Source organism: Herbiconiux sp. 11R-BC (genome assembly GCF_049472555.1).
Taxonomy (GTDB): domain Bacteria; phylum Actinomycetota; class Actinomycetes; order Actinomycetales; family Microbacteriaceae; genus Herbiconiux.
This window is the reverse complement of sequence record NZ_JBCEBO010000001.1, coordinates 1-25,395: the sequence shown is the minus strand read 5'-3', so window position 1 is coordinate 25,395 and position 25,395 is coordinate 1. Positions and strand designations below refer to the sequence as shown.

The following is a 25,395-nucleotide window of genomic DNA, read 5'->3' as shown; positions in this document are numbered from 1 at the left end:
TCTTCTGGTCGCGCCGGTCCCCGCCCGGCGCTCCGCGACATGTTCCCGTGCGGTCGCTGTCGCGGCCGCGCGCTCACCTTCGGGCGTCGAGCGCGGCCTGCAGCTTTCCGTCACTCGCGATATAACTTGACTTCGGTGCAACTCGCGACATATCGTGTTCTCAGGACAAGACGCGATATATCGCGAATCGGGCAGGAGAACACCGTGGTACTGGAGAAATGGATCGTCGACGGTCCCAAGATCATCGACATCGAGCTCGTGCGCTCGCTCAAGGTCGGCCTCATCGGCGGCCAGATCGACATCATCGGTCACGACGAGCCCGGCGCCCGCATCGAGGTGCACTCGGTCTCGGGCAAAGACCTCAAGATCTCGATCGACGGCGACACGCTGGAGATCGACCACCCGCAACTGCGTTGGGACAACTTCGTCGAGGTCTTCAAGTCGTGGCGCGGCAACGCGCGCGCCGACATCAGCCTGGTGGTGCCGAGGGACGTGGCCCTGAAGTTCGGGGTGATCTCCGCATCCGGCCTCATCTCGGGCCTCACCACGGATGCCCGCATCAGCACGGTCTCGGGCGACGTCGTGATCGACGCGGTCACCGGCGACCTCGACCTCAACAGCGTGAACGGCGAGATCTCCATCCGCGACCACGTCGGTCTCGTGAACGCGCACACGGTCTCGGGCGACATCACCGCTGTGGGCGCCTTCCGCCGGTTCTCGGTCGACGGCGTCTCGGCCGAGGTGTTCGTCGACACCACGGGCACGCCCGACGAGATCCAGAACAACACCGTCTCGGGCGACCTCACCGTGCGCCTGGACGGCGACGTGGCCGCGCGCTACAACGTGAACTCGGTCTCCGGGGTGCTCCAGCTCGGCCCGAGCACCATCAAGGGGCTGCGCGGCGGCGGCTACAACGGCCACACCGGCGTGCTCGACGGCCGCTGGACCGAGTTCCGCGCCAACTCCGTGTCGGGCAACATCACGGTGATGTTCCGCGAACCGGATGCGGCGGCCGGGCCGGCGGCGGATGCCGCAGCGCACGACGCCACCGCGGAGGCCCCGGCGAACGAGAACGAGCAGGCCCCGGCATGAGTCCCGTCTTCGGCCATGGCCACCTCAGGCTCTATCTGCTGAGCCTGCTCGACGAGTCGCCCAAGCACGGCTACGAGCTCATCCAGGCCCTCAGCGACCGCTTCGGCGGCACCTACAGCCCGAGCGCGGGCACCATCTACCCGCGCCTGGCGAAGCTCGAGGAGGAGGGCCTCGTCACCAAGACCGCCGACGGACGCAAGACCGTCTACGCCATCACCGACGCGGGGCGCGCGGAGCTCGCCGCGCGCCGAGGCGAGCTCGACGACATCGAGGCGGAGCTCTCCGACTCGGTGCGGCGTCTCGCCGACGAGGTGCGCTCGGGCGTCGACCAGGCGATGAAGAGCCTGAAGGCCGACCTGGCCTCGGCGGCTCGGGATGCGCGGGCCGGCGCGAAGGCGGCTGCCTCGGGGTTCACGGGCGGGGGCGGGGGTGCGGGCGCCGGCGCTTCGTCGGGCGCGGCGGCCGGCGGCACGAACGGTGCGGGCACCTCCGGCGGAGGCCGTCCGGCGCCCACGCGTGCCGACTCCGCGCTCCTCGCGCGGGAGGCCGAGGCCGCGGTGAACGAGTTCCGGCAGCAGCTGCGTCTCGACCTGCGCAAGGCCGCGACGGCGGAGGGCCTCGACGCGGATGCGGTGGCGCGGCTCAAACAGCGCCTCAGCGAGGTGCGGCACGAATTCCGCGACGATCTGACGCAGGCGCGGGCGCGGGCTGCCCGCTGAGGGGTGCCGATCGGTGCCGACCGGCCGCTGCCGGCTACGCCTCGACGAACTTGCCGTCGATGAGGTAGCCGCGTACGGCCGTCACCGGCACCGCTCCGGCCGGCACGAGGCTCGACTCGCGCCCATCCGGAGCCTGGCCGCCCTGACCCGTGTGGGCCGGGCCGCCGCCTGCCGGCGGGGTGAAGGTCGGCTCCGTGGGGTCGAGCGGCGCCCGCCCCTTGAGCTTGCGGGCGCCGCCCTTGTGCGACATCCGGTCGATGAGGGCCAGCGCGAGCGCCGACACCACGAACGACAGATGGATCATCACCTGCCAGAACACGCCGGCCTCGGTGTAGCGCACCTCCTCCTCGCCGTCACCGGTGACGGACAGGGCCCCGGGCGAACCCAGGTCGCCCACCTCGATGAAGGTGCGCAGCAGGTGGATCGACGAGATCGAGATGATCGAGACCGCCAGCTTGACCTTCAGCAGGTTGGTGTTGACGTGCGAGAGCCACTCCGGCTCGTCCGGATGCCCGTTGACGTGCAGCTTCGACACGAAGGTCTCGTAGCCGCCGATGATCACCATGATCAGCAGGTTCGCGATCATCACGACGTCGATCAGGCCGAGCACCGCGAGCATCACGACGGTCTCGTCGATGGTGGCCCAGTTGTGCAGCACCTGGTCTTCGATGATGTGCCACAGGTCGACCATGAACACGATCACGTAGATGATCTGCGCGATGATCAGGCCCAGGTAGAGCGGCGCCTGCAGCCAGCGGCTGGCGAAGATGAAGTAGCTCAGCGTGCGGGCAGTGGGGGAGTACTTGTAGGGGCGGGCGGGGTCGGGGCTGTCGTCTCGGCTCACGCGCACGATTCTAGTGTCGGCCCGGCTGTACTATTGCCGTGAGAAGGGGAGTATCCCAGCTCGTAGACCTCGTCATCACGGGTCCCATCGCCGGGGCCCCGGGGCTGCGGCGCGCGCGCGTGCGGGAGAGACTTTCGGCGCTTCGCCGCGTCCGAAATCCGCCTCCGCTTCCGTCGAAAGGTCCTCGTGACCCAGCTTCCTCTCGCGTTCGAGATCGTCTCGCTCGTCGTGCTCGTCGTCATCCTCGCCGCCGACCTGATCCTGGCGTTCAAACGCCCCCACGTGCCCTCGTTCAAGGAGGCCACCCTGTGGGTGGTGTTCTACGTGGCGCTGGCGCTCGTCTTCGCCGTTCTGATGCTCGTGTTCGGCGACGGCGAGCACGCCGGGCAGTTCCTGGCCGGCTGGCTGACGGAGTACAGCCTGTCGATCGACAACCTCTTCGTCTTCGTCATCATCATGTCGCGCTTCAACGTGCCCCGGAAGTATCAGCAGGAGGCGTTGATGGTGGGCATCATCATCGCGCTCGTGCTGCGCGGCATCTTCATCCTGATCGGCGCGCAGCTGATCGAGTCCCTCAGTTGGATCTTCTACATCTTCGGAGCGTTCCTGCTCTACACCGCGTTCAAGCAGGCCTTCGGCAAGCAGGACGAGGGCGACGGCGAGAACGCCTTCGTGCGGCTGCTCCGCAAGCGCGTGAACATCGCGCCCGACTTCGACGGCGCGAAGGTGCGCACCACCTTCGACGGCAAGCGCATGTTCACCCCGATGCTCATCGTGTTCCTCGCGCTGGGCTCCACCGACCTGCTCTTCGCGCTGGACAGCATCCCGGCCATCTTCGGCATCACCGAGTCGCCGTTCATCGTGTTCACCGCGAACGTGTTCGCCTTGATGGGGTTGCGGCAGCTGTACTTCCTGCTCGGCGGCCTGCTCGAGAAGCTGGTGTACCTGCACTACGGGATCGCGTTCATCCTGGCCTTCATCGGCGTGAAGCTCGTGCTCCACGCGCTGCACGAGAACCAGCTGCCGTTCCTGAACGGGGGCGAGCCCATCACCTGGGTGCCCGACATCGACACCTGGACGAGCCTCGCGGTCATCATCCTCTCGATGACCGTCGCCACCGTCGCCTCCCTCATCAAGATGCGCCGCACCCCCGCGGCCCCCTCCCTCCACCCCTGAGGTGGGGCGATGAGGGCTGGGGCTCGAATCGGCCACCGTGGTGCACGTCTCGGCGATCGGCAGCGGGCAGAGGAGGGGTGGGAGGGGCGGTGGTACGATCTGTGAGTGCTGTTCGGTCGGCTTCTTCTTCGGTGCCGCGACGAGTCCTAGTTCCAGGCCTCCCTCGTCGCGGAGTTTGTCGTTGGCTGACCCCCTACTCTCCGAAGGACACGCGAATCCATGAGCACCCCATCGACTCCGGAACCCGGCGCCGCCGCCGGCACTCCTGAGAACCACACCGTCGAACCCGCCGACACCGTCGCCATCGACATCCGCGAACTGCTGCGAGCGGATGCGGATGCCGCCGCCGCCGAGGCCGAGCTCGCCGACGAGATCGCCGAGGCCGAAGACGCTGCCGCCGAGCCCGTCGACCTGGCCGAGGACGCCGATGAGGTCATCGCGCACATCGAGGCCGCTGCGGAGCAGACGGGCGCCCGCCCCCGCACCCTCGCCGAGAAGGTGTGGGACGACCACCTCGTCGTGAAGGGCGAGAACGGCAGCCCCGACCTGCTCTACATCGACCTGCACCTGGTGCACGAGGTCACGAGCCCCCAGGCCTTCGACGGCCTGCGCGCCGAAGGCCGCCCGGTGCGCCGGCCCGACCTCACGATCGCCACCGAAGACCACAACACCCCCACGCTGGCGATCGACAAGCCGATCGCCGACCTCACCAGCCGCACCCAGATCGACACCCTGCGGGGCAACGCCAAGGAGTTCGGCGTGCGCCTGCACTCCCTCGGCGACGTCGAGCAGGGCATCGTGCACGTCGTGGGCCCGCAGCTCGGCCTCACCATGCCCGGCATCACGGTGGTCTGCGGCGACTCGCACACCTCCACCCACGGTGCCTTCGGCGCCATGGCGTTCGGCATCGGCACGAGCGAGGTCGAGCACGTGCTCGCCACGCAGACGCTGCCGCTCAAGCCCTTCAAGACCATGGCCGTCACGGTCGAAGGCACGCTGCGCCCCGGCGTCACCGCGAAGGACATCATCCTCGCCGTGATCGCCAAGATCGGCACCGGCGGCGGCCAGGGCTACGTGCTCGAGTACCGCGGCAGCGCCATCCGGAGCCTGTCGATGGACGGCCGGATGACCATCTGCAACATGTCGATCGAGGCGGGCGCGCGTGCCGGTATGGTGGCTCCCGACGAGACCACCTTCGCCTACCTCCGGGGCCGCCCCCACGCCCCCGCAGGGCAGGACTGGGATGACGCCGTCGAGTACTGGCGCACCCTGCAGACCGACGACGACGCCGTGTTCGACGCCGAGGTCTTCCTCGACGCCGACGAGCTGGAGCCCTTCGTGACCTGGGGCACCAACCCCGGCCAGGGCGTCTCGCTCAACGAGCGTGTGCCCGACCCGGCCGCCATCGCCGACCCCAACGAGCGTGCGAGCGCCGAGCGCGCCCTCGAGTACATGGACCTCGCGGCCGGCACCCCGCTCAAGGAGGTCAAGGTCGACGCCGTCTTCATGGGCTCCTGCACGAACAGCCGCATCGAAGACCTGCGCGCCTTCGCGAGCGTCATCAAGGGCCAGAAGAAGGCCGACCACGTGCGCGTGATGGTGGTTCCGGGCAGCGCCCGGGTGCGCATCGAGGCCGAGGCCGAGGGCATCGACAAGATCGTCGAGGAGTTCGGCGCCGAGTGGCGCTTCGCCGGATGCTCGATGTGCCTGGGCATGAACCCCGACCAGCTGGCTCCGGGCGAGCGCTGCGCCAGCACGAGCAACCGCAACTTCGAGGGCCGGCAGGGCAAGGGGGGCCGCACCCACCTGGTGTCGCCGCTCGTGGCCGCGGCGACCGCGATCCGCGGCACGCTGAGCAGCATCAGCGACCTGCAGGATGCGCCGGTGCGAGCAGCAGAAACCGTGGAGGTCTGAGCGTGGACAAGATCGACATCCTCACCGGCGTCGCCGTTCCGCTGAAGCGCGGCAACGTCGACACCGACCAGATCATCCCGGCCGTCTACCTCAAGCGCGTCACGAAGACGGGCTTCGAAGACGCCCTCTTCGCCGGCTGGCGGAACGACCCCGAGTTCGTGCTGAACCAGGAGCCCTACAAGAACGGCAAGGTGCTCATCGCCGGCCCCGACTTCGGCACCGGCTCGAGCCGTGAGCACGCCGTCTGGGCCCTGCGCGACTACGGCTTCACGGCCGTGCTCAGCTCGCGTTTCGGCGACATCTTCCGGGGCAACTCGGGCAAGCAGGGCCTGCTCACCGGTCAGGTCGAGGAGGCCGACATCGAGCGCCTCTGGGCGGCCATCGAGGCGAACCCGGGGGTCGAGATCACGGTCGACCTCACCGAGCGCACCGCCACCATCGGGGAGCTCACAGTCTCCTTCGCCATCGACGATTACACTCGATGGAGATTGCTGGAGGGGCTCGACGACATCGGCCTCACACTCAGAGACGAAGCGGCGATCACGGAATTCGAGAGCCGGCGGGCGAGTTGGAGACCAAGAACTCTTCCCGTGAAATAGCGTGAGCGGTGCTCCACAACGGCACCGCTTCGCGATCAATCGTCAAACAGACAGTGCAGGTGATTCAGTGAACAGTCTCGTACAGGATGGGCGCAAGGCAGCCGAGCGCGTCGGGCTCAAGTCCGACACGATCGTCATCAACGGCGGCCGACCGCTCCGCGGCACGATCGACGTGCGCGGGGCGAAGAACCTCGTCACGAAGGCGATGGTGGCCTCGCTCCTCGGCGACACGACGAGCACCCTCCGGGACGTTCCCGACATCAGCGACGTGCACGTGGTGGCGAGCCTGCTCGAGATCCACGGCGTGAAGATCACGGGCTCGGCCGCCACCGGCGTGCTGCAGCTCGACCCGGCCGACGTGGCCAGCGCGAAGAGCGCCGAGATCGACGCTCTCTCCGGCTCCAGCCGCATCCCGATCCTGTTCTGCGGCCCGCTGCTGCACCGGCTCGGTCACGCCTTCATCCCCGATCTCGGCGGCTGCCGCATCGGCGACCGCCCGATCGACTTCCACCTGGATGCGCTGCGCGCGTTCGGCGCGGTCGTCGACAAGCTGCCCAGCGGCATCAACATCACGGCACCCAACGGCCTCCGCGGCGCGAACATCGAGCTGCCCTACCCGAGCGTCGGCGCCACCGAGCAGGTTCTGCTCACCGGCGTGCGCGCGCTCGGCACCACCGAGCTCAAGAACGCGGCCATCGAGCCCGAGATCATGGATCTCATCGCCGTGCTGCAGAAGATGGGCGCCATCATCTCGGTGGAGCCCAACCGCACCATCTTCATCGAGGGCGTCGAGAGCCTGAACGGCTACGACCACCGCGCGCTCTTCGACCGCAACGAGGCCGCATCCTGGGCCTCGGCGGCCCTCGCCACGGGCGGCTCGATCTTCACCACCGGCGCCAAGCAGTCGGAGATGATGACCTTCCTCAACGTGTTCCGCAAGATCGGCGGCGCCTTCGACATCGAGGAGGAGGGCATCCGCTTCTACCACCCCGGTGGAGATCTCAAGCCCGTCGTCATCGAGACGGATGTGCACCCCGGCTTCATGACCGACTGGCAGCAGCCGCTCATCATCGCCCTCACGCAGGCGCACGGCACGTCGATCGTGCACGAGACCGTCTACGAGAACCGCTTCGGCTTCGTGGACGCGCTCATCAAGATGGGCGCGAACATCGAGGTGCACAAGGAGGGTCTCGCCGACCCGAACCGCCGCGTCCCCCGCCGCGCGCTCGAGCAGGCCGCGGTCATCACCGGGCCCACCCAGCTGCACGGCGCCGAGCTCGAGGTTCCCGACCTGCGCGGTGGCTTCAGCCACCTCATCGCGGCGCTCACCGCCAAGGGCCAGTCCTCGGTGTCGAACGTGGGTCTGATCGCCCGCGGCTACGGCGACTTCGTGGGCAAGCTCGAGAAGCTCGGAGCGGACTTCTACTTCGCCGAGTAGTCGTCATGTCGGCGGCGTTCCCGGGCGGATGCGGCTAGCGTGGGAACAGTGAGTCAAGAGCAGACGCCGAAGCCGGCGAAGCCCGTCGTGCGGCGCAAGCAGAGCGAGCGCACCGTCGCCTTCACGGCGATGTCCGCGGCGGTGGTTCCGTTCCTCAACGTCATCGCGAAGCTCGACATCCGTCACGGCGAGAAGATGCCGGCGAGCGGCCCCTTCGTGCTGAGCCCCAACCACTACAGCAACATCGACCCCGTCATCATGGCGTGGTCGGTGTGGCGGCTGGGGCGGGCGCCGCGTTTCCTCGCCAAGGCGTCGCTGTTCCGCATCCCCGTGGTGGGCTTCGCCCTGCGCCGCAGCGGGCAGATCCCGGTCGAGCGCTCGGGCCCCGGCCGCGGCAGCGCCTCGATCGTGGCGGCGAACCAGCTGGTCGACCATCAGCAGGGCGTGATCGTCTACCCCGAGGGCACGCTCACGCGCGACCCCGAGCTGTGGCCGATGCGCGGCAAGACCGGCGCGGTGCGCGTGGCGCTCGAGCATCGCATCCCGCTCATCCCGGCGGCCCACTGGGGCACGCAGGCGGTGCTGCCGCGCTACTCGAAGAAGCTGAGTCTGTTTCCGCGCAAGACCATCCAGATCGTCTTCGGCGATCCCGTCGATCTCGACGACCTCCGCGGCAACCCCCTCGACCAGAAGACGCTCACCGAGGCGACCGACCGCCTGATGGCCGCGATCACCGTGCTGCTCGAGGAGCTGCGCGGCGAAACCGCCCCCGCCGAGCGCTGGAACCCGTCGAAGCACAATCAGACCGAGTTCGGTCGCCTCGAGAAGGACACCGAATGACCCGCAACGCCGCCCGCGACCCGCAGCGATCAGCACGAGCCGGGCGCGGTGCATCCGTGCGTCCTCGCGTGACCGTGCTGGGCGCGGGCAGCTGGGGCACGACCTTCGCGAAGGTGCTCGCCGACGGCGGCTCCGACGTCACGCTCTGGGCTCGCCGGCCCGAGCTCGCCAAGGAGATCAGCGAGGCCAAGCGCAACAGCGACTACCTGCCGGGCGTCAACCTGCCGCTCGCGGTGACCGCGGTGCCGGATGTGGCCGCCGCGCTCGACGGGGCGCAGTTCGTGTTCGTGTCGGTCCCGAGCCAGTCGCTGCGGGGCAATCTCGAGCAGATCCGTTCGCTCGTTCCGGCCGGCGTGCCGGTGACGAGCCTCATGAAGGGCGTGGAGAAGGCCAGCGGGCTTCGGATGAGCGAGGTGCTCGAGCAGGTGCTCGAGATCGACCGCGACCGCATCGCCGTGGCCTCCGGACCGAACCTCGCGCTCGAGATCGCCAAGGAGCAGCCGACCGCGGCCGTGGTGTCGTCGACGAGCCTGGAGACCGCCGAGGCGGTGGCGGCGATCGCGACGAACCGCTACTTCCGCTCCTTCGTGAACACCGACGTGATCGGCACCGAGTTCGGCGGCGTGCTGAAGAACCTGATCGCCGTGGCGATCGGCATCGTCGACGGCGTCGGCTACGGCGAGAACACCAAGGCCTCGATCATCACGCGCGGACTCGTGGAGATGACCGACTTCGCGGTGGCCTACGGCGGGCATCCGGAGACCCTGTCGGGTCTCGCGGGGCTCGGCGACCTCATCGCCACCTCGGGCTCGTCGCTCTCGCGCAACAACACCGCCGGCCGCCTGCTCGGCCAGGGCTACAGCTACGCCGACGTCGTGAAGTCGATGCAGCAGACGGCCGAGGGGCTCGCCTCCGTGGCGCCCGTGCTGGCCCTCGCGGCGGCCAAGGGCGTCGACATGCCCATCTGCCGTCAGGTGAGCGAAGTGCTGGCCGGTACGCTCGATCCGAAAGACATTGCACCCCACCTGACGACCGACGACGACTCGGGGCCGCAGGGCGAAAGGACTCTCGATGCCAGGCAAGATCACGGTGGTGCTGCTCTTCGGAGGTCGCTCCAGCGAGCATTCGATCAGCTGCGCCACCGCGGGCGGAGTTCTTGACGCCATAGACCGCTCGCGCTTCGACGTGATCCCCGTGGGCATCACCCGCGAGGGTGCCTTCGTGCTCGAGGACGACGACCCGGCGAAGTTCCGGCTCGATGTGAACGCGCTCCCGGAGGTCGTCGACAACGGCTCGCGCATCCTGTGGCCGGAGTCGACCGCGACCCGCGAGCTGGCGGTGCGCTCGGTCGACGGCTCGGTGCGCTCGCTGGGCTCGGTCGATGTCGTGTTCCCGATCCTGCACGGCCCTTTCGGCGAGGACGGCACCATCCAGGGCATGCTCGAGCTGCTCGGACTGCCCTACGTAGGGTCGGGCGTGCTCGCCTCGGCGCTCGGCATGGACAAGCACTTCACCAAGACGGTGCTGGCCGCCGACGGCATCGCCGTGGCGCCGTGGCGCACGGTGACGGCCCGCGAGTGGGCCTCGGCTCCGGATGCGGTGGTCGCGTCGGCCGGGTCGCTCGGCCTTCCGCTGTTCGTGAAGCCGGCTCGCGCCGGATCGTCGGTGGGCGTGAGCAAGGTCGCGACGGCCTCGCGCGACGAACTCGCCGCGGCGATCGACGTGGCCTTCGCCGAAGACGACCGCATCCTGATCGAGAGCGGCATCGCCGGTCGTGAGGTGGAGTGCGGCGTGCTGGGCGGCCGCGACGGCGGCGCGCCGAGGGTGTCGGTTGCGGGCGAGATCGTGATGACCACGCGGGAGTTCTACGACTTCGACGCGAAGTACCTCGGCGCGGCCGGGGTGGAGCTGGTGTGCCCGGCCGTGCTGACGCCGGAACAGCTGGCCGAGATGCAGGAGCTCGCCGCGCGTGCGTTCACGGCCGTGGGCGGCGCGGGTCTGGCACGCATCGACTTCTTCCTCACGCCCACCGGGTTCGTGGTGAACGAGATCAACACGATGCCCGGGTTCACGCCGATCTCGATGTTCCCGAAGTGCTGGATCGCCTCGGGCGTGAGCTACCCCGAGATCATCGACGAGCTCATCGCGCTCGCGCTCGAGGGCTGAGCCCCTCCGCATCCCGCCCGCTCGCTCGCTCGTCCGCTCGTCCGCTCGTGAGGTCGCGCCAGGTGCTCGCGAGCGCCAAGGGTCGAGCATCTAGCGCTACCTCGCGGCCGTTCGCGAGCGGGTTGGGGCTGGGACCAGGGCTGGGGCTACGGGGCGTCGCTCGGGATGGGCACGGGCGTTGCCGTGCCGGTGGTGTCGTCGACGTTGAGGCACTGGCCGGTCTGCGGGATCGAGCCCACGGCGGTGGCCAGGTCGACGAGCGTCGAGCTGCTCGAGACCGCGCCGGAGTCGAGCACGACCTCCACCGCGGGGGTGCGTCCGAAGGTCGTGAAGCGGTAGAGCGGGGCGTCGCTGTCGTCGCGGATCCAGTCGATGCCGTTCACGTTGTCGCAGGGCAGCGTGGTGGGGCCCGGGGAGGCCACACCGCAGTGCAGCAGGATGCTCGCGGGGTCGCCCCAGGCGCCGGTGGCCTGCGCATCCGTCTCGCGCTTGGGCTGGTCGCCCACGGTGTCGGGCAGGCGCACGATCACGTCGGCGCAGCTCGGGTTCGTGGCGTCGGCGGCCGGGTCGAGGGCGACGGCGCCGGAGCAGCCGCTGAGCGCGATCGCGGCGACGAGGCCGGCGGTGATCAGGGCGAAACCGCGGGCGGAGCGGGCCGGGCGGCGCGCGCGCAGGCGGGCTGACAGGGATTCGGGGAGGGACATCGCTGTTCAGGCTACCGTTGAGGGGTGACCGCCGACTTTGGGTTCCCTGCGAATGAGCACTCCGCGACCCTGGCCGAGGTCGGTGAGGGCGAGACGCTGCGCCGCATTTTTCCGCGGCTGCCGCACGCCGCGGCCGAACTGCTGGGCCCCGGTGACGACGCCGCCGTGGTGGCCGCCCCCGACGGGCGCTTCGTGGTGACGACCGACATGATGGTGCACGGCCCCGACTTCCGCACCGCGTGGTCGACGCCGCACGACCTCGGCTGGAAGGCCGCCATGACGAACCTCGCCGACGTGGCCGCCATGGGAGCACGGCCCACGGCGCTCGTCGTGGCCATCGCCGCCCCCCTCGACACGCCGGTGGAGGCGCTGCTCGGCATCGCCGATGGCTTGCGCGACGGCTGCGCGGCCGCCGCGCCCGGCTGCGGGGTGGTCGGCGGCGACCTCTCGGTATCGTCGGCGCTCACCCTCACGGTGACGGCCTTCGGCGACCTCGAGGGTCGTGCTCCCGTGACGCGTTCCGGTGCCCGCCCCGGAGACGTGCTCGCCGTGGCCGGCGAGCTGGGCCGCGCCGGCGCCGGGATCTGGCTGCTGTTCCGCGACGGTGTGACGGGTGCGGCGGGCGGGTGGTCCGCCGGCGCTGTGGAGGAGGGGCGGTCGTCGGGCGAGGCGGGTGCGGATGCATCTGGTGCGGCGGGCGGGTGGTCCGCCGGCGCTGCGGAGGAGGGGCGGTCGGGCGCGGAGGGTGCGGATGCATCCGGTTCGGCGGGCTCGGGGCGCGTGGCGACGCCGGCAGTCGGGGCGGGTGCGGGTGCGGGGGTGCGACCCGAGGCCGCGTCCGGCGTCGTGCCCGGCGAGCCCGACGCGGCGCGTGCGGCGGTTCTGCGGCGGGATCACGCCGACATCGTCGAAGCCCAGCTCCGCCCGACCGTGCCGGTCTCGCTCGGCGTCGCGGCAGCCCTCGGCGGCGCCACGGCCATGCTCGACGTCTCCGACGGCCTCGCCCTCGACGCCCGCCGCATCGCGGTGGCGAGCGGATGCACGGTGCGACTCGACCCCGGAGCCATCGCCCGGGAGGCGCGCGACCTGATCGACCTCGATGCGGTCGTCGGCGACCACGCCGTCGACTTCGTGCTCGCCGGGGGAGAGGACCACGCCTTGCTCGCCGCATTCCCGCCTGGAGTGCCGCTGCCGACGGGCTTTCGCGCGCTCGGCACCATCGTCGACGCCGGCGGTGCGGCGCCCGTCGTGCTCCTCGGAGACCGCCCTTACGACGAACTCGGCGGCTGGGACCCCTACGCCGACTGGAACGGCGAGGCCGGCTGACCGCACGCCGGTGTCAGGGCACTCTGCCAGCGATCGCATCGGTCCTGGCGCGTAGGCCCGCCCGCTCGCTGCCGGGTGCGGGGTCGGACGGCCCGCTCGGATCGGCGGTGGATGCCTCGGACGGTCGGTTGGTCGGGTGGTCGGGCCGCGGGTCGGTCGTGTCGGCATGCCTCGGGCGGTCGGGCGGCCGGGTTGGGTCGGCGTGACCGAGGGTCGGCGGGGTCGGGTCGTGAGTCGATCGAGCCGCCGATGGGTGCGTCGGGTGGGCGGGCCGGCGGGCCGGTGACAGGTGCCCCGAATGTTCGGGTCGCGGGTGGGCCAGGCCGGCGACGGCAGCGCCGGATGTTCGGGTCGCGGGGTCGGCCAGCCCGGCGACCGTAGCCCCGGGTGGTCGGGCCGCGGGGTCGGCCAGCCCGGCGACCGTAGCCCCGGGTGGTCGGGCCACGGGGTCGGGAAGCCCGGCGATGGTAGCCCCGAGTGTTCGGGTCGCGGGTGGGCCCGGCCGGGGACGGCAGCCCTGGGTGCTCGGGCCGCGGGTCGGCCCGGCCGGCGACGGCTGCCCCGGCCGGCTGCTGGGGTCAGGCGGGGCTCGCCCACCAGAGCACGGTCTCGCCGTACGATTTCGAGCGGTCGAGCACGAGCGCGGGGCCGGGGCCGGCCGGCCACGCCGGCTCGGGCGAGCGGCTGCTGCGCTCCACCATCACGGTGCCGTCGTCGGCCACGAGCGGCGCGAGGGCGGCGAGGGCCTCGCCCAGCTCCGCGTCGCTGAGGTCGTACGGCGGGTCGAGGAACACCACGTCGAAGCCCGCGCCCGCCACGACGGGCGCCCCGCGGAGGTAGGCCGAGACCGACTGCACCGCGACGTCGATGCGGGGCCGCGGTGACGCATCCGCTCTCCCGCGCTTGCCCGCCGCGGTCTCCACCACGCCGGCGTTCTGACGGGCGACCCGTGCCGCGGCCGGGTTCTTCTCGACCAGGGTGACGGATGCGGCCCCGCGGCTCGCCGCCTCGAGCCCGAGCGCCCCCGAGCCCGCGTAGAGGTCGAGCACGCGCAGCCCCTCCAGGCCGCCGCGGGCCTCCAGGGCCGAGAAGATCGCCTCGCGCACGCGATCGCTGGTCGGGCGGGTGCCCGATCGGGGCACCGAGAGCGGCAGCGATCCGGCGAATCCGGCGATGATGCGAGTCACCCCAGCACCTTACCCGCCCATCGGCGCCCGGGCCCGGTGTCGGCGCCGCCGCCTAGACTCGAGGCATGACAGCCTCGGCTCCCGCGTCGTCGCCCGACACGGGTGCGGCGCTCGACGCGAAGCTCTCCGGCGTGCTCGGCGGCCGCACGGCCACGGCCTTCGAGAAGGCGTTCGGGATGCGCACGGTCGCCGACCTGCTCAGCCACTACCCGAGACGCTACGCCCGCCGCGGTGAGCTCACCGCCATCGCCAAGCTGCCGCTCAACGAGAACGTGACCATCGTGGCCGAGGTGCGCGACGTGCGCGAGCGCCAGATGCGCGCCCGCCGCGGCACCATCCTCGAGGTGTCCATCTCCGACGGAGAGGGCATCATCAGCCTGACCTTCTTCAACCAGGCCTGGCGCGCCCGCGAGCTCCGCCCCGGCTCACGCGGCATCTTCGCCGGAAAGGTCTCCGAATACCGCGGCGCGCTGCAGCTCGCCCACCCGAACTACGAGCTCTTCGACGAGCTGGGGCTCAGCGCCCTCGGCGACACCGAGGCCGACGCGACCGCGCTCGACGACGCCGCGGCCCGGCGCTGGGCCGAGATGCCGATCCCCATCTACCCGGCCACCGCCTCCATCCCGAGTTGGCAGATGGCGAACGCGGTCGGCATCGTGCTCGACGGCCTGCGCGGAGCCATCCCCGACCCGGTGCCCGACGAGCTCCGCGCCGAACGCGGCCTGCTGACGGCCCAGCGCGCCTACGAGCTCATCCACCGGCCCGAGAAAGACGCCGACTTCATGCGGGCGCGCGACACCCTGCGCTTCCACGAGGCCTTCGTGCTGCAGACCGCGCTCGTGCGCCAGCGCAGCCTCGCCCACGCCGTTCCCACCACGGCCCGGCGTCCGAAGCCCGGCGGCTACCTCGAGCGCTTCGATGCCGCCCTGCCGTTCCGGCTCACCGCCGACCAGCAGCTCGTGGGCTCGGAGATCGCCCGCGACCTCGCATCCGAGCTCCCGATGATGCGTCTGTTGCAGGGCGAGGTCGGCTCGGGAAAGACCCTGGTGGCGGTGCGCGCCATGCTCGCCGTGGCCGACTCCGGCGGCCAGTCGGCCCTGCTCGCTCCCACCGAGGTGCTCGCCTCGCAGCACCTGCGCTCGATCGTGAAGGTGCTCGGCCCCGACCTCGCCGCCGAGCTCGTTCCCACCCTCCACACCGGGCAGCTCTCCACCGCCGAGCGCAAGAAGGCGCTGCTGCGCATGGTGTCGGGCCAAGCGAAGCTCGTCGTCGGCACCCACGCCCTGCTCTCCGAGACCGTGCAGTTCTACGACCTCGGACTCGTGGTGGTCGACGAGCAGCACCGCTTCGGCGTGGAGCAGCGCGACACCCTCCGGCAGAAGGGGGCCACTCCGCCGCACGTGCTCGTGATGACCGCCACGCCCATCCCGCGCACCGTCGCCATGACGGTGTTCGGCGATCTCGACGTCTCCACGATCACCGAGCTGCCCGCCGGCCGGCAGGGCATCGAGAGCTTCAGCGTGCCGCTGGCCGACAAGCCGGGCTGGGCGGGCCGCATCTGGCAGCGCGTGGCCGAGGAGCTCGCCCAAGGGCGCCAGGCTTTCGTGGTGTGCCCGGCCATCGACCCGGCCGACCGCTCCGGCGACGGCACCGAAGACTTCGACGGAGACGAGGGCCCCGGCGAGACCGGCGAATCGGATGCGCCCCCCACCGCATCCGTGCCCGTCGCCAACGTCGTCGAGACCCTGCAGCGCCTGCGCGACAACCCGGCCCTCGCCGGAGCCCGCATCGAGGCGCTGCACGGCCGCATGCCGAGCGAGCAGAAAGACGCCGTCATGCGCGCCTATGCGGCCCGCGAGATCGACGTGCTCGTGGCCACCACGGTCATCGAGGTGGGGGTCGACGTGCCGAACGCCTCCACCATGGTGGTGCTCGACGCCGAACGGTTCGGTGTGAGCCAGCTCCACCAGCTGCGCGGTCGCGTGGGCCGCGGCGGCGTGCCCGGGCTCTGCCTGCTCGTCACGAACGCCGAGCCCGAGTCCCTCGCCCGGCAGCGGGTGGATGCCGTCGCCGAGACGCTCGACGGCTTCGCGCTCGCCGAGATCGACCTCGAGCTGCGACGCGAGGGCGACGTGCTCGGCAGCGTGCAGTCGGGCGGGCGCTCCTCGCTGCGGCTCCTGCGCGTGGTGAAGGACGCCGACATCATCCAGGACGCACGGGCCGCCGCGTTCGAGATCGTCGACGCCGATCCGGGGCTGGATGCGCATCCCGCCCTCCGCGACGCCCTCGACCGTCGCCTGCGCGAATCCGAACGCAGCTTCCTCGCCAAGAACTGACCGCGATCGGCGGGTTCCCGCAGCACGGATCGCCCGCGCCCCATTGAAAAATCGCGTCGGTGGGCGCACAGTGGAATCCAGTGGAGATGAGGTGGGTATGAAGACCACGAAATCGCGTCGCAACGGGATGGAATCCCGCACCAGCACCCTCGAGCTGGACATCATGCCGGTGCTCTCGGCGGGGCGGCACCGCAGCCCGCGCTCCGGCGCCTGCTTCATGGAGTTCGCGTCGTTCCTCGCCGGCGAGCGCTGGAGCGATCACCCCGGGTGCACGCACGCGGGGCTCGCGCACATGGCCCGGGCGGTGAACGACCTCACGTCGAACGAAGGGCGGGGCAGGCTGGCGCCGCTCATCCCCTCGGTCATCGGGCTCACGAGCGACGACCCGCGGCTGGATTCGCTCATCGCGGTGCGCGCGGCCTCGGCCGCCATCCCGATCGCGTCGATCGACCGTCAGCACGCGCTCGCCGTCGGCGCTCTCGTCTGCGCCGAGGCGCTAGAACGCGCGGGCGGATCCGGCACGGGCGAGGTGGAGCACCGGCTCGCCGAGGCCCTCGCCGAAGCCCCGGAGGCCGATGCCTGGGCCCGGCGGTTCCTCGAGCGCAACCTGCGCTGGCGGCGCGCGGAGATCTCGCAGCGGCAGACCCACGTGACCATCGCGATGTCGGTCGACGGCGTGCGGTCGGCGTGCGCGCCGTTCCCCGACGAACGCCTGCGCGAGCTGCTGGCCGACACCATCGACCTGTGCGCGGCCTTCGTGGCGGCCGAGCGAGCCGCCCAGACGGCGCAGCCGGAGGTCCAGGATGCCGCGGCGACGCATCCGGTGCCCGGTTCGATCCGCGATGCAGGCCGGGAGAGAACCCTCATCCGGTGACGACGTGTAACGAGGAGGTAACGCCGCGTTGATAGCCTGGGAGGCATGAGCAGCGTCGCGGTCGTCCCTGGTTCGTTCGATCCCATCACCCTGGGGCATATCGACGTCATCGAGCGTGCCGCGCGGCTGTTCGACGAACTGCACGTCGTGGTGGTGCACAACCCCGACAAGAACGCCCTCATCCCGATCGCGCACCGCGTCGCCCTCATCGAGAAGGCGCTCGCGGAGCGCGGTCTCACCGGGCGGAACATCATCATCAACTCGTGGTCGGTCGGGCTGCTCGTCGACTACTGCACCGACGTGGGCGCGACGGCCATCGTGAAGGGCATCCGCTCGCAGGTCGACGTGGCCTACGAGACGCCGATGGCGATCGTGAACCGCAACCTCGCGGGGGTCGAGACGATCTTCCTGCTGCCCGATCCGGCGCACGCGCACGTGTCGAGCTCTCTCGTGCGGCAGGTCTCGGCGCTGGGTGGCGACGTGGCGCCCTACGTTCCGGCTGCCGTGGCCGAGTTCCTCAAGCACACGACGGACTGACGCGTGTCGGAGACGGCCGGAGCCGGGACCGGAGCCGTGACCGCAGCCGCGGCGGGGGCGACCGGCGAGGTGCCTGCGGGCGGCATCCTCGTGGTGCCGGTGCCCGGCCTTCCCGAGATCGCCGAAGGGGCCGACCTCGTGGCGCTCATCGGCGACGCGCTCGTGGCCGCCGGGCTGACTCCCGCCGAGGGCGATGTGCTCGTCGTGACGAGCAAGATCGTCTCCAAGGCCGAGGGCCGCAGGGTGGCTGCCGCCGACCGCGAGGACGCCATCACCGCCGAGACCGTGCGGGTGGTCGCGACGCGCGCGCATCCGGGCGGCGTCACCCGCATCGTCGAGAACCGGCAGGGCATCGTGCAGGCGGCCGCCGGCGTCGACGCCAGCAACACCCCCGAAGGCACCGTGCTGCTGCTGCCCGCCGACCCGGATGCCTCGGCCCGCGTTCTCGCCGCCGGGCTGCGCGCGCGCTTCGGCGTGCGGCTCGGCGTGATCGTGTCGGACACCCTCGGCCGCGCGTGGCGCGACGGCCAGATCGATCAGGCGATCGGCGCCGCCGGCGTGCGCGTGCTCGACGATCTCCGGGGCAGCCGCGACAGCTTCGGGCAGGAGCTCGTGGTCACCCAGGCCGCGATCGGCGACGAGCTGGCCTCGGCGGGTGACCTGGTGAAGGGCAAGGCCAGCGGCATGCCCGTTGCCCTCGTGCGGGGCTTCGGCCACGCGGTCGTCGACGGGCTCGACACGCCGGCGCGCATCCTGAGCCGCACGGGGGAGAAGGACATGTTCCGGCTCGGCACCGACGAGGCGCTCGCGCTCGGGCGCGCCGAGGGCCACGCAGCCGGCTTCGCCGAGGGTTTCGCCGCCGGGCTCGCGGCCGCCCGCGACGCCTGATCGTGCCGGTGCGCCCCGAACGGGAGGAGATTCGGGGGTGTCGCGTGCGAAACGCGCCTTTTCGGGCCGATTCTCCTTCCGTTCGGGGCAATCCCCGGCTCGCGGCGTCGCGACCGCGCCTTACACGACGAGCCGCCGCAGCACCTCGCGCTCGCCGAGGGTCCACGCGGTCGTGACCAGCAGGTAGATGCTCGCGGCGAGCGGCACGAAGGCGGCGAACACCACCGTGAGGAGCGGCAGCCAGCTCAGGATGCGCGTCGCCGAGCCGTCGGGGCCGAACGCCGCGAGAGCGGCCGCTCCCGTCGCGTCGACGGGCAGCGCCGCCGCGGAGCCGGCTCCGGCGCCGGGCCGCGGTGCCGCCGCGGAGCCCGCGTTCGCGGCGGCGGCCCGCAGGTTACGCCACCGGGAGAGCAGCGCCACCCCCGTGATGAGCGCGAGCACCACGGCGCTCGCCACCACGCCCGCGGCGTCGGTTCCGCTGCCCAGCGCGTTCGTGAAGCTGGTGCCGAGAGGTGCGCCGAACAGTGTGGCGCTGAGCAGGGCGTTCGGGTGCCCGTTGATGGTGGGCAGCAGGAACAGCCCGTAGATGAGCGAGAGGACGGGCGCCTGGATGAGCACGGGCAGGCATCCGGCGAACGGCGAGGCCTTCTCGGCGGCGTAGAGGGCCATGGTCTCGCGCTGCAGGCGCTGGGGGTCGCCGGCGTGACGGCGGCGCAGCTCGGCCAACCGCGGGGCGAGGCGCAGGCGCATCCGCTGGGCTCGGGCCTGCGAGAGGCCCACCGGGATGAGCGCGATGCGCACGAGGACGGTGATGAGCACGATGGCGAGGGCCGCCGCGTTCGCGCCGGCGAGCGGTGCGAGGGCGGTGGAGAGGGCATTGATCACGGATGATGCGGCGTCGAGCGCGGCCGCGATGGGGCCGAAAGCATAGATGTTCATGGGACTCCTGAATGAGCGACGGATGAGGGTTCATCTGGTCGCAGGAGGAGTCGTCGCGCCCTTGCGGGGTGCGCGAACGGGGGAGGCTCCTAGACGACCGCCAGGAGGCGGCCGGGAGCTCGGGGTTGCGGCCGGCCCGGGGCATCCGGACGGCTCTGAGTGATGACGGCGGGGAGGCCGGGGTCGTCGTCGCCTCCGCGTTCGGTGCGGGGGCCCGAGAGGGCCAGGATGCTCGCGAGCAGCAGCCGCGCCGAGGCCGAGACATGCGCGAGGCCGGCTGCGGCGGCCAGCACCGCGACGGCGGCGAGGATGCCCGTGGGCGCCGGATCGAGCCCCGGTGCCGCGACCGATCCGAGGCCCGCCGCCACGAACCAGGTGAACCCGAGGCCCATCGCCACGGCGAGCAGGCGCAGCAGCGCGGTTCGGCCGAGGCCGCCTTCGCTGCCGCGCGTGCGCGTCGCGTCACTCATGCAGGAACTCTATCGCGAGGCTTCCGTCGCAGCCCGGGGCGAGCGGCTCGGCTCAGGCGGCGCGGGCGGCGGCTCAGGCGGCGCGGGCGTAGTCCGTGCCGCGGGCGCGACCGGCTTTCGAGCCGGGCGCGATGTTCGAGTCGCGTTCGACGGTGGCGCCGTCGGCGATCACCGCCTTCTCGCCGATGCGCGAGTGGCTTCCGACTTTGGCCGAGCGGCCGATGACCGCTCCGGCTCCGACGTGCACGTTCGCGCCGATGACGACGCCCGCGCCGATGGCCGCGTCGTTCTCGATCCAGCTTCCCCCGCCGATCGAGACCTTCTGGCCCACGCGCGCGCCGGCCTCGATGTAGGCGGTGGGATCCACATAGGCCGAGGGGTCGACCTCGGCGCCGACGGCCACGTAGCCCCTGCCGTTGGGGTGGCGGCGATACTTCGACACGATGCCGCGTTCGCCTTCGATCTCCAGGAATGTTCTGCTCACGTTGTCTTGAACAAACAATGCAGCTGTATCATTCCGCCAAGCGGACCGATCGTTCTGTCTCGCCGCATACCCGCTCCCGCGTGGGCGATAATCGATCACAGTGTCTGACTCCCCGCTCCCCGAATCCGCCCTCCGCTGGACCGTCGTGGTCCCTGTCAAGGGCACCGCCGATGGCAAGTCCCGCATGGCGCCGGCCCTGTCGGCCGAGCAGCGGATGCGCCTCGTCGAGGCCTTCGCGCTCGACGCCGTCTCCGCGCTGATCGCCTCGCCCCGCGTCGCCCGCGTGATCGTGGTGACGGATGCGCAGTCCGCGGTCGCGGCCCCGCTCGGCGCCCTCGGCGCCGACATCGTCCCCGACCCCGGCGCCGGCCTGAACGCGGCCGTCGCCGCCGGCATCGCGGCCGCGTCAGCCGTCGCCGCCGCGCGCATCGCGGGCCCTCTGCCGACCGCTGGTGTGGGGTCGACTGCCGGCGCAAGGGGGACTGCCGGTGTTGGGCAGACGACTGGCCTCACGCCTGCCGCCGGTGCCGTGCCCACCGCCGTCGCCGCCCTGCTCGGCGATCTGCCCTGCCTCACCACTGCCGACGTCGACGCCGCCCTCGAGGCCGCCGCCGCGCATCCGCTCGCCGTCGTGCCCGACGCCGAAGGAACCGGCACCACCCTCATCACCGCGCTCCCCGGCGTGCCCCTGGTGCCGCGCTTCGGTGCCGGCTCCGCTGCCCGCCACACCGCCGCCGGCCATGCGCCGCTCGAACTGCCCCCCACCTCCACCCTCCGCCTCGACGTCGACACCGCCGCCGATCTCGCCCGCGCCGAAGCCCGCGGCCTGGGCCCGGCCACAGCCCTCGTCGTCGCCGACGCCGCGCGCCGCCACACCCCTCCGCCGAGCGTCACCGCCCCCTGACCGCCCGCCGCTCCCGCCCCACCGACGACGCCCCGCCCGAACCGACGGACCGCCCCCGAACCGACGGACTGAGCATCCGTACTCCCCGCGTCCGGGCCCAGAACTCCGCAGTTCTATGCCCGCGTGCCGCCCGACGCTGCCACCCCGAACCGACGGATCCCGCCCGAGCCGACGGACCCCGCCCGAGCCGACGGACCCCGCCCGAGCCGACGGACCGCCCCCGAACCGACGGACTGAGCATCCGTACTCCCCGCGTCCGGGCCCAGAACTCCGGAGTTCTACGCCTGCGTGCCGTCTGACGCTGCCACCCCGCCAGACGCCACCACAGGCCTCCGTATCCCGCCCGAGCCGACGGACTCCGCGCGAGCCGACGGACCGCCCCCGAGCCGACGGACTGAGCATCCGTACTCCCCGCGTCCGAGCCCAGAACTCCGGAGTTCTACGCCTGCGTGCCGCCCGACGCTGCCACCCCGCCAGACGCCACCACACGCCTCGTATCCCGCCCAAACCGACGGACCCCGCCCGTACCAACGGACTGAGCATCCGTACTCCCAGCGTTCCGGCGCAGAACTCCGTAGTTCTCCCCTGCGCGCCGCCCACGCCGCACCCGCGCCCGGCGCCCGGCGTCCCACGCAGCGGGCCCCAGCCCCCTTCCTCCCCGCCCCACGACTCACCCCGCGACCCCGCCGCAACAGGCCCTGCTCGACGACCCAAGGTGAGCGCGCGGCCGCGCCAGCGACCGCACGCTCACATGTCGCGGAGCGCCGGGCGGGGACCGGCGCGACCCGTGGACGCCGCGCGAAGCACGGCGCCCACGGCAGCTAGCTAGCCAGCCAGCAACCCGTGCGCCGTCGCCTCGTCGATGATCAAGTCGGTCATCACCCCTGCCGCCAGCGCCCCCCGGAGAGCGGGCAGCTTCGAGCGGCCCGAGACCACGCACACCCGCCGCGAGACCTTCAGGAGCAGCGACAGCGAGGGGCCGGAGGACCGCGCGTTCATCGGGATGTCGTCGCTGGACCCGTCGGCCCGATAGAACACGGTCGCCACGTCGCCCACCACGTCGGAGTGGGTGAGCTGCTCGAAGTCGGCGTCGTCGAGGTAGCCGCCCACGTAGACGTGCGACGGCACCTCGGCGAAGGCCGAGCCGAGCCCGAACAGCGCGATGTCCATGTGCTTCTGGATCTCGAGCACCCGCCGGATGCTGCGCTCGCGCCAGAGCACTTCCTTCGTTCTCGGGTCGTCGAAGAACGCCGGCACGGGGAACTGCTGCACGTAGGCGCCGAAGGCCGTGCCGAAGCGGCTCATGATCTCGCTCGCATAGCCGATGCCCGTGGTGCGCGCGTTCGACGCTCCGTTCAGCTGCACGATCTGCGAGTTGTGCGTCACTTTCTCCTGCAGGTGCCGTGACACCGCCGAGAGCGTCGAGCCCCACGCGATGCCCATGGTCATGTTCGAGTCGAAGAACGGCCCGAGAATCCGTGCAGCGCTCATGGCCACGCGTTCGAGCCGGTCGACCTCGGGAGTGGAGTCGGGCACCGGAACCACGTGCGCCGTGACGCCGTAGCGCTCGAGGATGCGGTCCTGCACCGACGAGACCCGGTCGACCGGCGACTTCACCTGGATCTCCACGAGGCCCGTCTCCCGCGCAAATCCGAGCAGCCGCGACACCGAGGAGCGCGAGGTGCGCAGTTCGCTGGCGATCGCCTCCATGGTGAGGTCCTGCATGTAGTACAGGTGAGCCGCGCGCAGGGCGTCCCGCACCTTGTCGCCGCCGGGGCTCGCTTCGATCGCCATGCTCCGTCGCATCCTTCCGTCTCGTGCACATATGTGCAACCAGCTTGATCATATGTGATGAACGTCGTAGAACTGGATGTCGTCGCATGGATTGCCAAGACGCAACCCTCACGAGAGCACGAAGGCGAGTACACAGTGAGTTCACAGAGCCAGCAGGCCGAAGTCCGAAAGAACGTCGAGAGCATCCGTTCCAACCCCCGAGCCCAGGTGCTCATCGTGGGCGGCGGCATCAACGGCATCGGCACGTTCCGCGATCTGGCGCTGCAGGGCGTCGACGTCATCCTCGTCGAACGCGGCGACTACGCTTCCGGTGCCTCCAGCGCGTCGAGCCACATGATCCACGGCGGCGTGCGCTACCTCGAGAACGGCGAGTTCCGCCTGGTGCGCGAGAGCGTGCAGGAGCGCAACCGCCTTCTGCGCCTGGCGCCCCACTACGTGAAGCCGCTGCCCACGACGATCCCGATCTTCTCGACCTTCTCGGGCATCCTGTCGGCTCCTCTCCGCTTCCTCACCCACAAGCAGGGCAAGCCCAAGGAGCGCGGCGCCCTCCTCATCAAGGTCGGCCTGATGGGCTACGACTCCTTCTCGCGCGACGGCGGCAACGTGCCGCGCCACAAGTTCGTGGGTCGCAAGAAGTCGCTCGCGAAGCTGCCCAAGCTCCGCCCCGACGTGAAGTACACCGCCACCTACTACGACGCCGCCGTCGAGAACCCCGAGCGCCTCGCGCTCGACCTGGTTCAGGATGCGCTGGCCACCGGCCCGAAGGCCCGCACCGCCAACTACGTGGAGGCCATCGGCGCCGAGGGCGACGCCGTCGTGCTGCGCGACACCCTGAGCGGCGAGACCTTCACGGTCACCGCCGACGTCGTGGTGAACACCACCGGCCCGTGGACCGACCTCACCAACGCCGCATTCGGCGAGGCCACCAAGTATATGGGCGGCACGAAGGGCTCGCACATCGTGCTCGACAACCAGGAGCTGTTCGACGCCTGCGCCGGCGGCGAGGTGTTCTTCGAGAACAACGACGGCCGCATCGTGCTGATCTACCCGCTCAACGGCCGCGTGCTCGTGGGCACCACCGACCTCGAGGCCGACCCGGCCCAGCCCGCCGTCTGCACCGAGGAGGAGGTCGACTACTTCTTCGGACTCGTGAAGCACGTCTTCCCGACCATCCACGTCGACCGCCCGCAGATCGTCTACCGCTACTCGGGCATCCGCCCGCTGCCCGGCCACGGCGACACTGCCCCCGGCTTCGTGTCGCGCGACTACCGCATCGAGCAGACCTCCTTCGGCACGTCGGCCACGGTGAAGCAGCTCAGTCTCGTCGGCGGCAAGTGGACCACCTTCCGTGCCCTCTCCGAGCACCTCGCCAACGACACGCTGGCCCTGCTCGGCAAGACCCGCACCGTGAGCACCGTCGACCTGCAGATCGGTGGCGGCGTCGGCTTCCCGCAGACCCCGGCCGCGGTCGCCAGCTGGGTGAAGGCCCACGGGGCCGACCTCGGTGAGGCGCGCACGCGCATCCTGCTGGCGCGCTACGGCACCAACGCCGCCAAGGTCATCGAGCGCATCGTCGCAGCGGAGGAGACGGATGCTCCGCTCGCGACCCTGCCCGGCTACAGCACCGCCGAGGTCGAGTTCCTGATGGGCGAGCACGTCGCGCACCTCAGCGACCTGGTGCTGCGCCGCAGCATCATCGCCTTCGTGGGCTCGCTCGACCAGGCCGTGTTCGACGAGCTCAGCGAGCTCGCCGCCGCGGCCCAGGGCTGGTCGGCCGAACGACTGACCGCCGAGCGCGAGCTCGCGGCCGAGAACCTCCGCTTCTTCCACGGCATCGTGGTCGACGCGGCGAACACGACGGCGACCGCCGCCGTCAACTGAGTCGGGCGGCGGAAGCCGTCGCCCCTGAAGAAAGGTCAACGTGGACAATCTCGGTATCGACTTCCTGTCGGAGCTGGTGGGCACAGCCCTCCTCGTGCTCCTCGGCTGCGGTGTGGTCGCCAACGTGGCGCTCATCCGCACCAAGGGCTTCAACGGCGGATTCCTGATGGTGAACATCGGCTGGGGCCTCGCGGTCTTCGCCGGTGTCATCGTCGCTTACGCCTCGGGCGCCCACCTCAACCCGGCAGTGACGCTGGGTCTCGTGGCGAACGGTGCGAAGAGC

The 25,395-nt window shown here is 71.1% G+C and carries 24 protein-coding genes; 17 read left to right on the top strand and 7 right to left on the bottom strand.

All coding sequences use genetic code 11. From position 1 onward, the window contains the following. Nucleotides 1–204 precede the first annotated feature (204 nt). Both VD659_RS00120 and VD659_RS00115 read left to right on the top strand, forming a co-directional pair. Nucleotides 205–1,092, top strand: coding sequence for a DUF4097 family beta strand repeat-containing protein (locus VD659_RS00120; RefSeq protein ID WP_423259071.1), 888 nt, complete (start codon nucleotides 205–207; stop codon nucleotides 1,090–1,092). Next, a complete protein-coding gene (locus VD659_RS00115) occupies nucleotides 1,089–1,811 on the top strand; it encodes a PadR family transcriptional regulator (protein WP_423259070.1) in 723 nt (240 codons plus the stop codon). Before VD659_RS00120 ends, VD659_RS00115 begins: the two co-directional genes overlap by 4 nt. A gap of 34 nt (nucleotides 1,812–1,845) precedes the next feature. Here VD659_RS00115 and VD659_RS00110 read toward each other — a convergent pair whose 3' ends face one another. After that, a complete protein-coding gene (locus VD659_RS00110; protein ID WP_423259069.1) occupies nucleotides 1,846–2,655 on the bottom strand; it encodes a TIGR00645 family protein in 810 nt (269 codons plus the stop codon). 186 nt (nucleotides 2,656–2,841) lie between these two features. Here VD659_RS00110 and VD659_RS00105 point away from each other — a divergent pair, with 186 nt between their 5' ends. The 7 genes from VD659_RS00105 to VD659_RS00075 all read left to right on the top strand — a co-directional run bounded on the left by VD659_RS00105 (nucleotide 2,842) and on the right by VD659_RS00075 (nucleotide 10,788). Continuing rightward, nucleotides 2,842–3,831, top strand: a complete 990-nt coding sequence (locus VD659_RS00105) for a TerC family protein (protein WP_423259068.1) — start codon at nucleotides 2,842–2,844, stop codon at nucleotides 3,829–3,831. A 219-nt stretch (nucleotides 3,832–4,050) separates the two neighbouring features. After that, nucleotides 4,051–5,745 (top strand): 3-isopropylmalate dehydratase large subunit, encoded by a 1,695-nt coding sequence (gene leuC, locus VD659_RS00100; protein WP_423259067.1) that lies wholly within the window; start codon nucleotides 4,051–4,053, stop codon nucleotides 5,743–5,745. Between the two features lie 2 nt (nucleotides 5,746–5,747). Next, entirely contained in the window at nucleotides 5,748–6,344 is a 597-nt protein-coding gene (gene leuD / locus VD659_RS00095; RefSeq protein ID WP_423259066.1) for a 3-isopropylmalate dehydratase small subunit, read from the top strand. 67 nt (nucleotides 6,345–6,411) lie between these two features. Next, nucleotides 6,412–7,782, top strand: a complete 1,371-nt coding sequence (murA, locus tag VD659_RS00090; protein ID WP_423259065.1) for a UDP-N-acetylglucosamine 1-carboxyvinyltransferase — start codon at nucleotides 6,412–6,414, stop codon at nucleotides 7,780–7,782. A 129-nt stretch (nucleotides 7,783–7,911) separates the two neighbouring features. Next, nucleotides 7,912–8,622: a lysophospholipid acyltransferase family protein gene (locus tag VD659_RS00085; RefSeq protein ID WP_423260030.1), complete on the top strand. Its 711-nt coding sequence runs from the start codon at nucleotides 7,912–7,914 to the stop codon at nucleotides 8,620–8,622. After that, nucleotides 8,619–9,782: an NAD(P)H-dependent glycerol-3-phosphate dehydrogenase gene (locus VD659_RS00080; protein WP_423259064.1), complete on the top strand. Its 1,164-nt coding sequence runs from the start codon at nucleotides 8,619–8,621 to the stop codon at nucleotides 9,780–9,782. Before VD659_RS00085 ends, VD659_RS00080 begins: the two co-directional genes overlap by 4 nt. Further along, nucleotides 9,694–10,788: a D-alanine--D-alanine ligase family protein gene (locus VD659_RS00075; RefSeq protein WP_423259063.1), complete on the top strand. Its 1,095-nt coding sequence runs from the start codon at nucleotides 9,694–9,696 to the stop codon at nucleotides 10,786–10,788. Before VD659_RS00080 ends, VD659_RS00075 begins: the two co-directional genes overlap by 89 nt. 146 nt (nucleotides 10,789–10,934) lie before the next feature. Here VD659_RS00075 and VD659_RS00070 read toward each other — a convergent pair whose 3' ends face one another. Continuing rightward, on the bottom strand, nucleotides 10,935–11,492 hold the full coding sequence (locus VD659_RS00070; RefSeq protein WP_423259062.1) for a DUF3515 family protein: 558 nt from the start codon (nucleotides 11,490–11,492) through the stop codon (nucleotides 10,935–10,937). 24 nt (nucleotides 11,493–11,516) lie between these two features. Here VD659_RS00070 and VD659_RS00065 point away from each other — a divergent pair, with 24 nt between their 5' ends. Further along, nucleotides 11,517–12,818: a thiamine-phosphate kinase gene (locus VD659_RS00065; RefSeq protein ID WP_423259061.1), complete on the top strand. Its 1,302-nt coding sequence runs from the start codon at nucleotides 11,517–11,519 to the stop codon at nucleotides 12,816–12,818. Between the two features lie 578 nt (nucleotides 12,819–13,396). On the opposite strand, the gene VD659_RS00060 is transcribed toward VD659_RS00065, so the two are convergent. Then, entirely contained in the window at nucleotides 13,397–14,005 is a 609-nt protein-coding gene (locus VD659_RS00060) for an RsmD family RNA methyltransferase (protein WP_423259060.1), read from the bottom strand. Between the two features lie 65 nt (nucleotides 14,006–14,070). Between VD659_RS00060 and VD659_RS00055 the strand changes: the two genes are divergently transcribed. The 4 genes from VD659_RS00055 to VD659_RS00040 all read left to right on the top strand — a co-directional run bounded on the left by VD659_RS00055 (nucleotide 14,071) and on the right by VD659_RS00040 (nucleotide 18,640). Continuing rightward, the gene (locus tag VD659_RS00055; RefSeq protein WP_423259059.1) at nucleotides 14,071–16,341 is read left to right on the top strand and encodes an ATP-dependent DNA helicase RecG; all 2,271 of its coding nucleotides are present in this window, start codon (nucleotides 14,071–14,073) and stop codon (nucleotides 16,339–16,341) included. A gap of 97 nt (nucleotides 16,342–16,438) precedes the next feature. After that, the gene (locus VD659_RS00050; protein WP_423259058.1) at nucleotides 16,439–17,215 is read left to right on the top strand and encodes a hypothetical protein; all 777 of its coding nucleotides are present in this window, start codon (nucleotides 16,439–16,441) and stop codon (nucleotides 17,213–17,215) included. Between the two features lie 45 nt (nucleotides 17,216–17,260). Beyond that, nucleotides 17,261–17,752 carry a pantetheine-phosphate adenylyltransferase gene (coaD, locus tag VD659_RS00045; RefSeq protein WP_423259057.1) on the top strand — a complete coding sequence of 164 codons (492 nt, stop codon included), beginning with the start codon at nucleotides 17,261–17,263 and terminating at the stop codon, nucleotides 17,750–17,752. A 69-nt stretch (nucleotides 17,753–17,821) separates the two neighbouring features. Further along, complete coding sequence (locus VD659_RS00040; protein ID WP_423260029.1) at nucleotides 17,822–18,640, top strand: coenzyme F420-0:L-glutamate ligase; 819 nt, start codon at nucleotides 17,822–17,824, stop codon at nucleotides 18,638–18,640. Between the two features lie 120 nt (nucleotides 18,641–18,760). Here the strand turns inward: VD659_RS00040 and VD659_RS00035 are convergent, their stop codons facing one another. The 3 genes from VD659_RS00035 to VD659_RS00025 form a co-directional block, all read right to left on the bottom strand. Continuing rightward, on the bottom strand, nucleotides 18,761–19,579 hold the full coding sequence (locus VD659_RS00035; protein WP_423259056.1) for a YidC/Oxa1 family membrane protein insertase: 819 nt from the start codon (nucleotides 19,577–19,579) through the stop codon (nucleotides 18,761–18,763). A gap of 89 nt (nucleotides 19,580–19,668) precedes the next feature. Continuing rightward, nucleotides 19,669–20,049, bottom strand: a complete 381-nt coding sequence (locus VD659_RS00030; RefSeq protein WP_423259055.1) for a DUF6412 domain-containing protein — start codon at nucleotides 20,047–20,049, stop codon at nucleotides 19,669–19,671. A 73-nt stretch (nucleotides 20,050–20,122) separates the two neighbouring features. Continuing rightward, nucleotides 20,123–20,533: a transferase gene (locus VD659_RS00025; protein ID WP_423259054.1), complete on the bottom strand. Its 411-nt coding sequence runs from the start codon at nucleotides 20,531–20,533 to the stop codon at nucleotides 20,123–20,125. A gap of 100 nt (nucleotides 20,534–20,633) precedes the next feature. On the opposite strand from VD659_RS00025, the gene VD659_RS00020 reads away from it, so the two are divergent. Next, the gene (locus VD659_RS00020) at nucleotides 20,634–21,437 is read left to right on the top strand and encodes a 2-phospho-L-lactate guanylyltransferase (protein ID WP_423259053.1); all 804 of its coding nucleotides are present in this window, start codon (nucleotides 20,634–20,636) and stop codon (nucleotides 21,435–21,437) included. Between the two features lie 825 nt (nucleotides 21,438–22,262). On the opposite strand, the gene VD659_RS00015 is transcribed toward VD659_RS00020, so the two are convergent. Next, the gene (locus VD659_RS00015; protein ID WP_423259052.1) at nucleotides 22,263–23,231 is read right to left on the bottom strand and encodes a sugar-binding transcriptional regulator; all 969 of its coding nucleotides are present in this window, start codon (nucleotides 23,229–23,231) and stop codon (nucleotides 22,263–22,265) included. 135 nt (nucleotides 23,232–23,366) lie between these two features. On the opposite strand from VD659_RS00015, the gene VD659_RS00010 reads away from it, so the two are divergent. Beyond that, complete coding sequence (locus tag VD659_RS00010) at nucleotides 23,367–25,112, top strand: glycerol-3-phosphate dehydrogenase/oxidase (RefSeq protein WP_423259051.1); 1,746 nt, start codon at nucleotides 23,367–23,369, stop codon at nucleotides 25,110–25,112. Between the two features lie 40 nt (nucleotides 25,113–25,152). Continuing rightward, nucleotides 25,153–25,395 (top strand): aquaporin (locus VD659_RS00005; RefSeq protein WP_423259050.1); only part of this gene is annotated, 243 nt, incomplete at its 3' end.

Bases quoted from the DNA above. Each gene is read 5' to 3' on its own strand.
- VD659_RS00085 (WP_423260030.1), top strand. From the start codon at position 7,912: ATGTCCGCGGCGGTGGTTCCGTTCCTCAACGTCATCGCGAAGCTCGAC.
- coaD (WP_423259057.1), top strand. From the start codon at position 17,261: ATGAGCAGCGTCGCGGTCGTCCCTGGTTCGTTCGATCCCATCACCCTG.
- VD659_RS00055 (WP_423259059.1), top strand. From the start codon at position 14,071: ATGACAGCCTCGGCTCCCGCGTCGTCGCCCGACACGGGTGCGGCGCTC.
- VD659_RS00115 (WP_423259070.1), top strand. From the start codon at position 1,089: ATGAGTCCCGTCTTCGGCCATGGCCACCTCAGGCTCTATCTGCTGAGC.
- VD659_RS00030 (WP_423259055.1), bottom strand. From the start codon at position 20,049: ATGAGTGACGCGACGCGCACGCGCGGCAGCGAAGGCGGCCTCGGCCGA.
- VD659_RS00050 (WP_423259058.1), top strand. From the start codon at position 16,439: ATGAAGACCACGAAATCGCGTCGCAACGGGATGGAATCCCGCACCAGC.
- VD659_RS00070 (WP_423259062.1), bottom strand. From the start codon at position 11,492: ATGTCCCTCCCCGAATCCCTGTCAGCCCGCCTGCGCGCGCGCCGCCCG.
- leuC (WP_423259067.1), top strand. From the start codon at position 4,051: ATGAGCACCCCATCGACTCCGGAACCCGGCGCCGCCGCCGGCACTCCT.
- VD659_RS00080 (WP_423259064.1), top strand. From the start codon at position 8,619: ATGACCCGCAACGCCGCCCGCGACCCGCAGCGATCAGCACGAGCCGGG.
- VD659_RS00015 (WP_423259052.1), bottom strand. From the start codon at position 23,231: ATGGCGATCGAAGCGAGCCCCGGCGGCGACAAGGTGCGGGACGCCCTG.
- VD659_RS00075 (WP_423259063.1), top strand. From the start codon at position 9,694: ATGCCAGGCAAGATCACGGTGGTGCTGCTCTTCGGAGGTCGCTCCAGC.
- VD659_RS00035 (WP_423259056.1), bottom strand. From the start codon at position 19,579: ATGAACATCTATGCTTTCGGCCCCATCGCGGCCGCGCTCGACGCCGCA.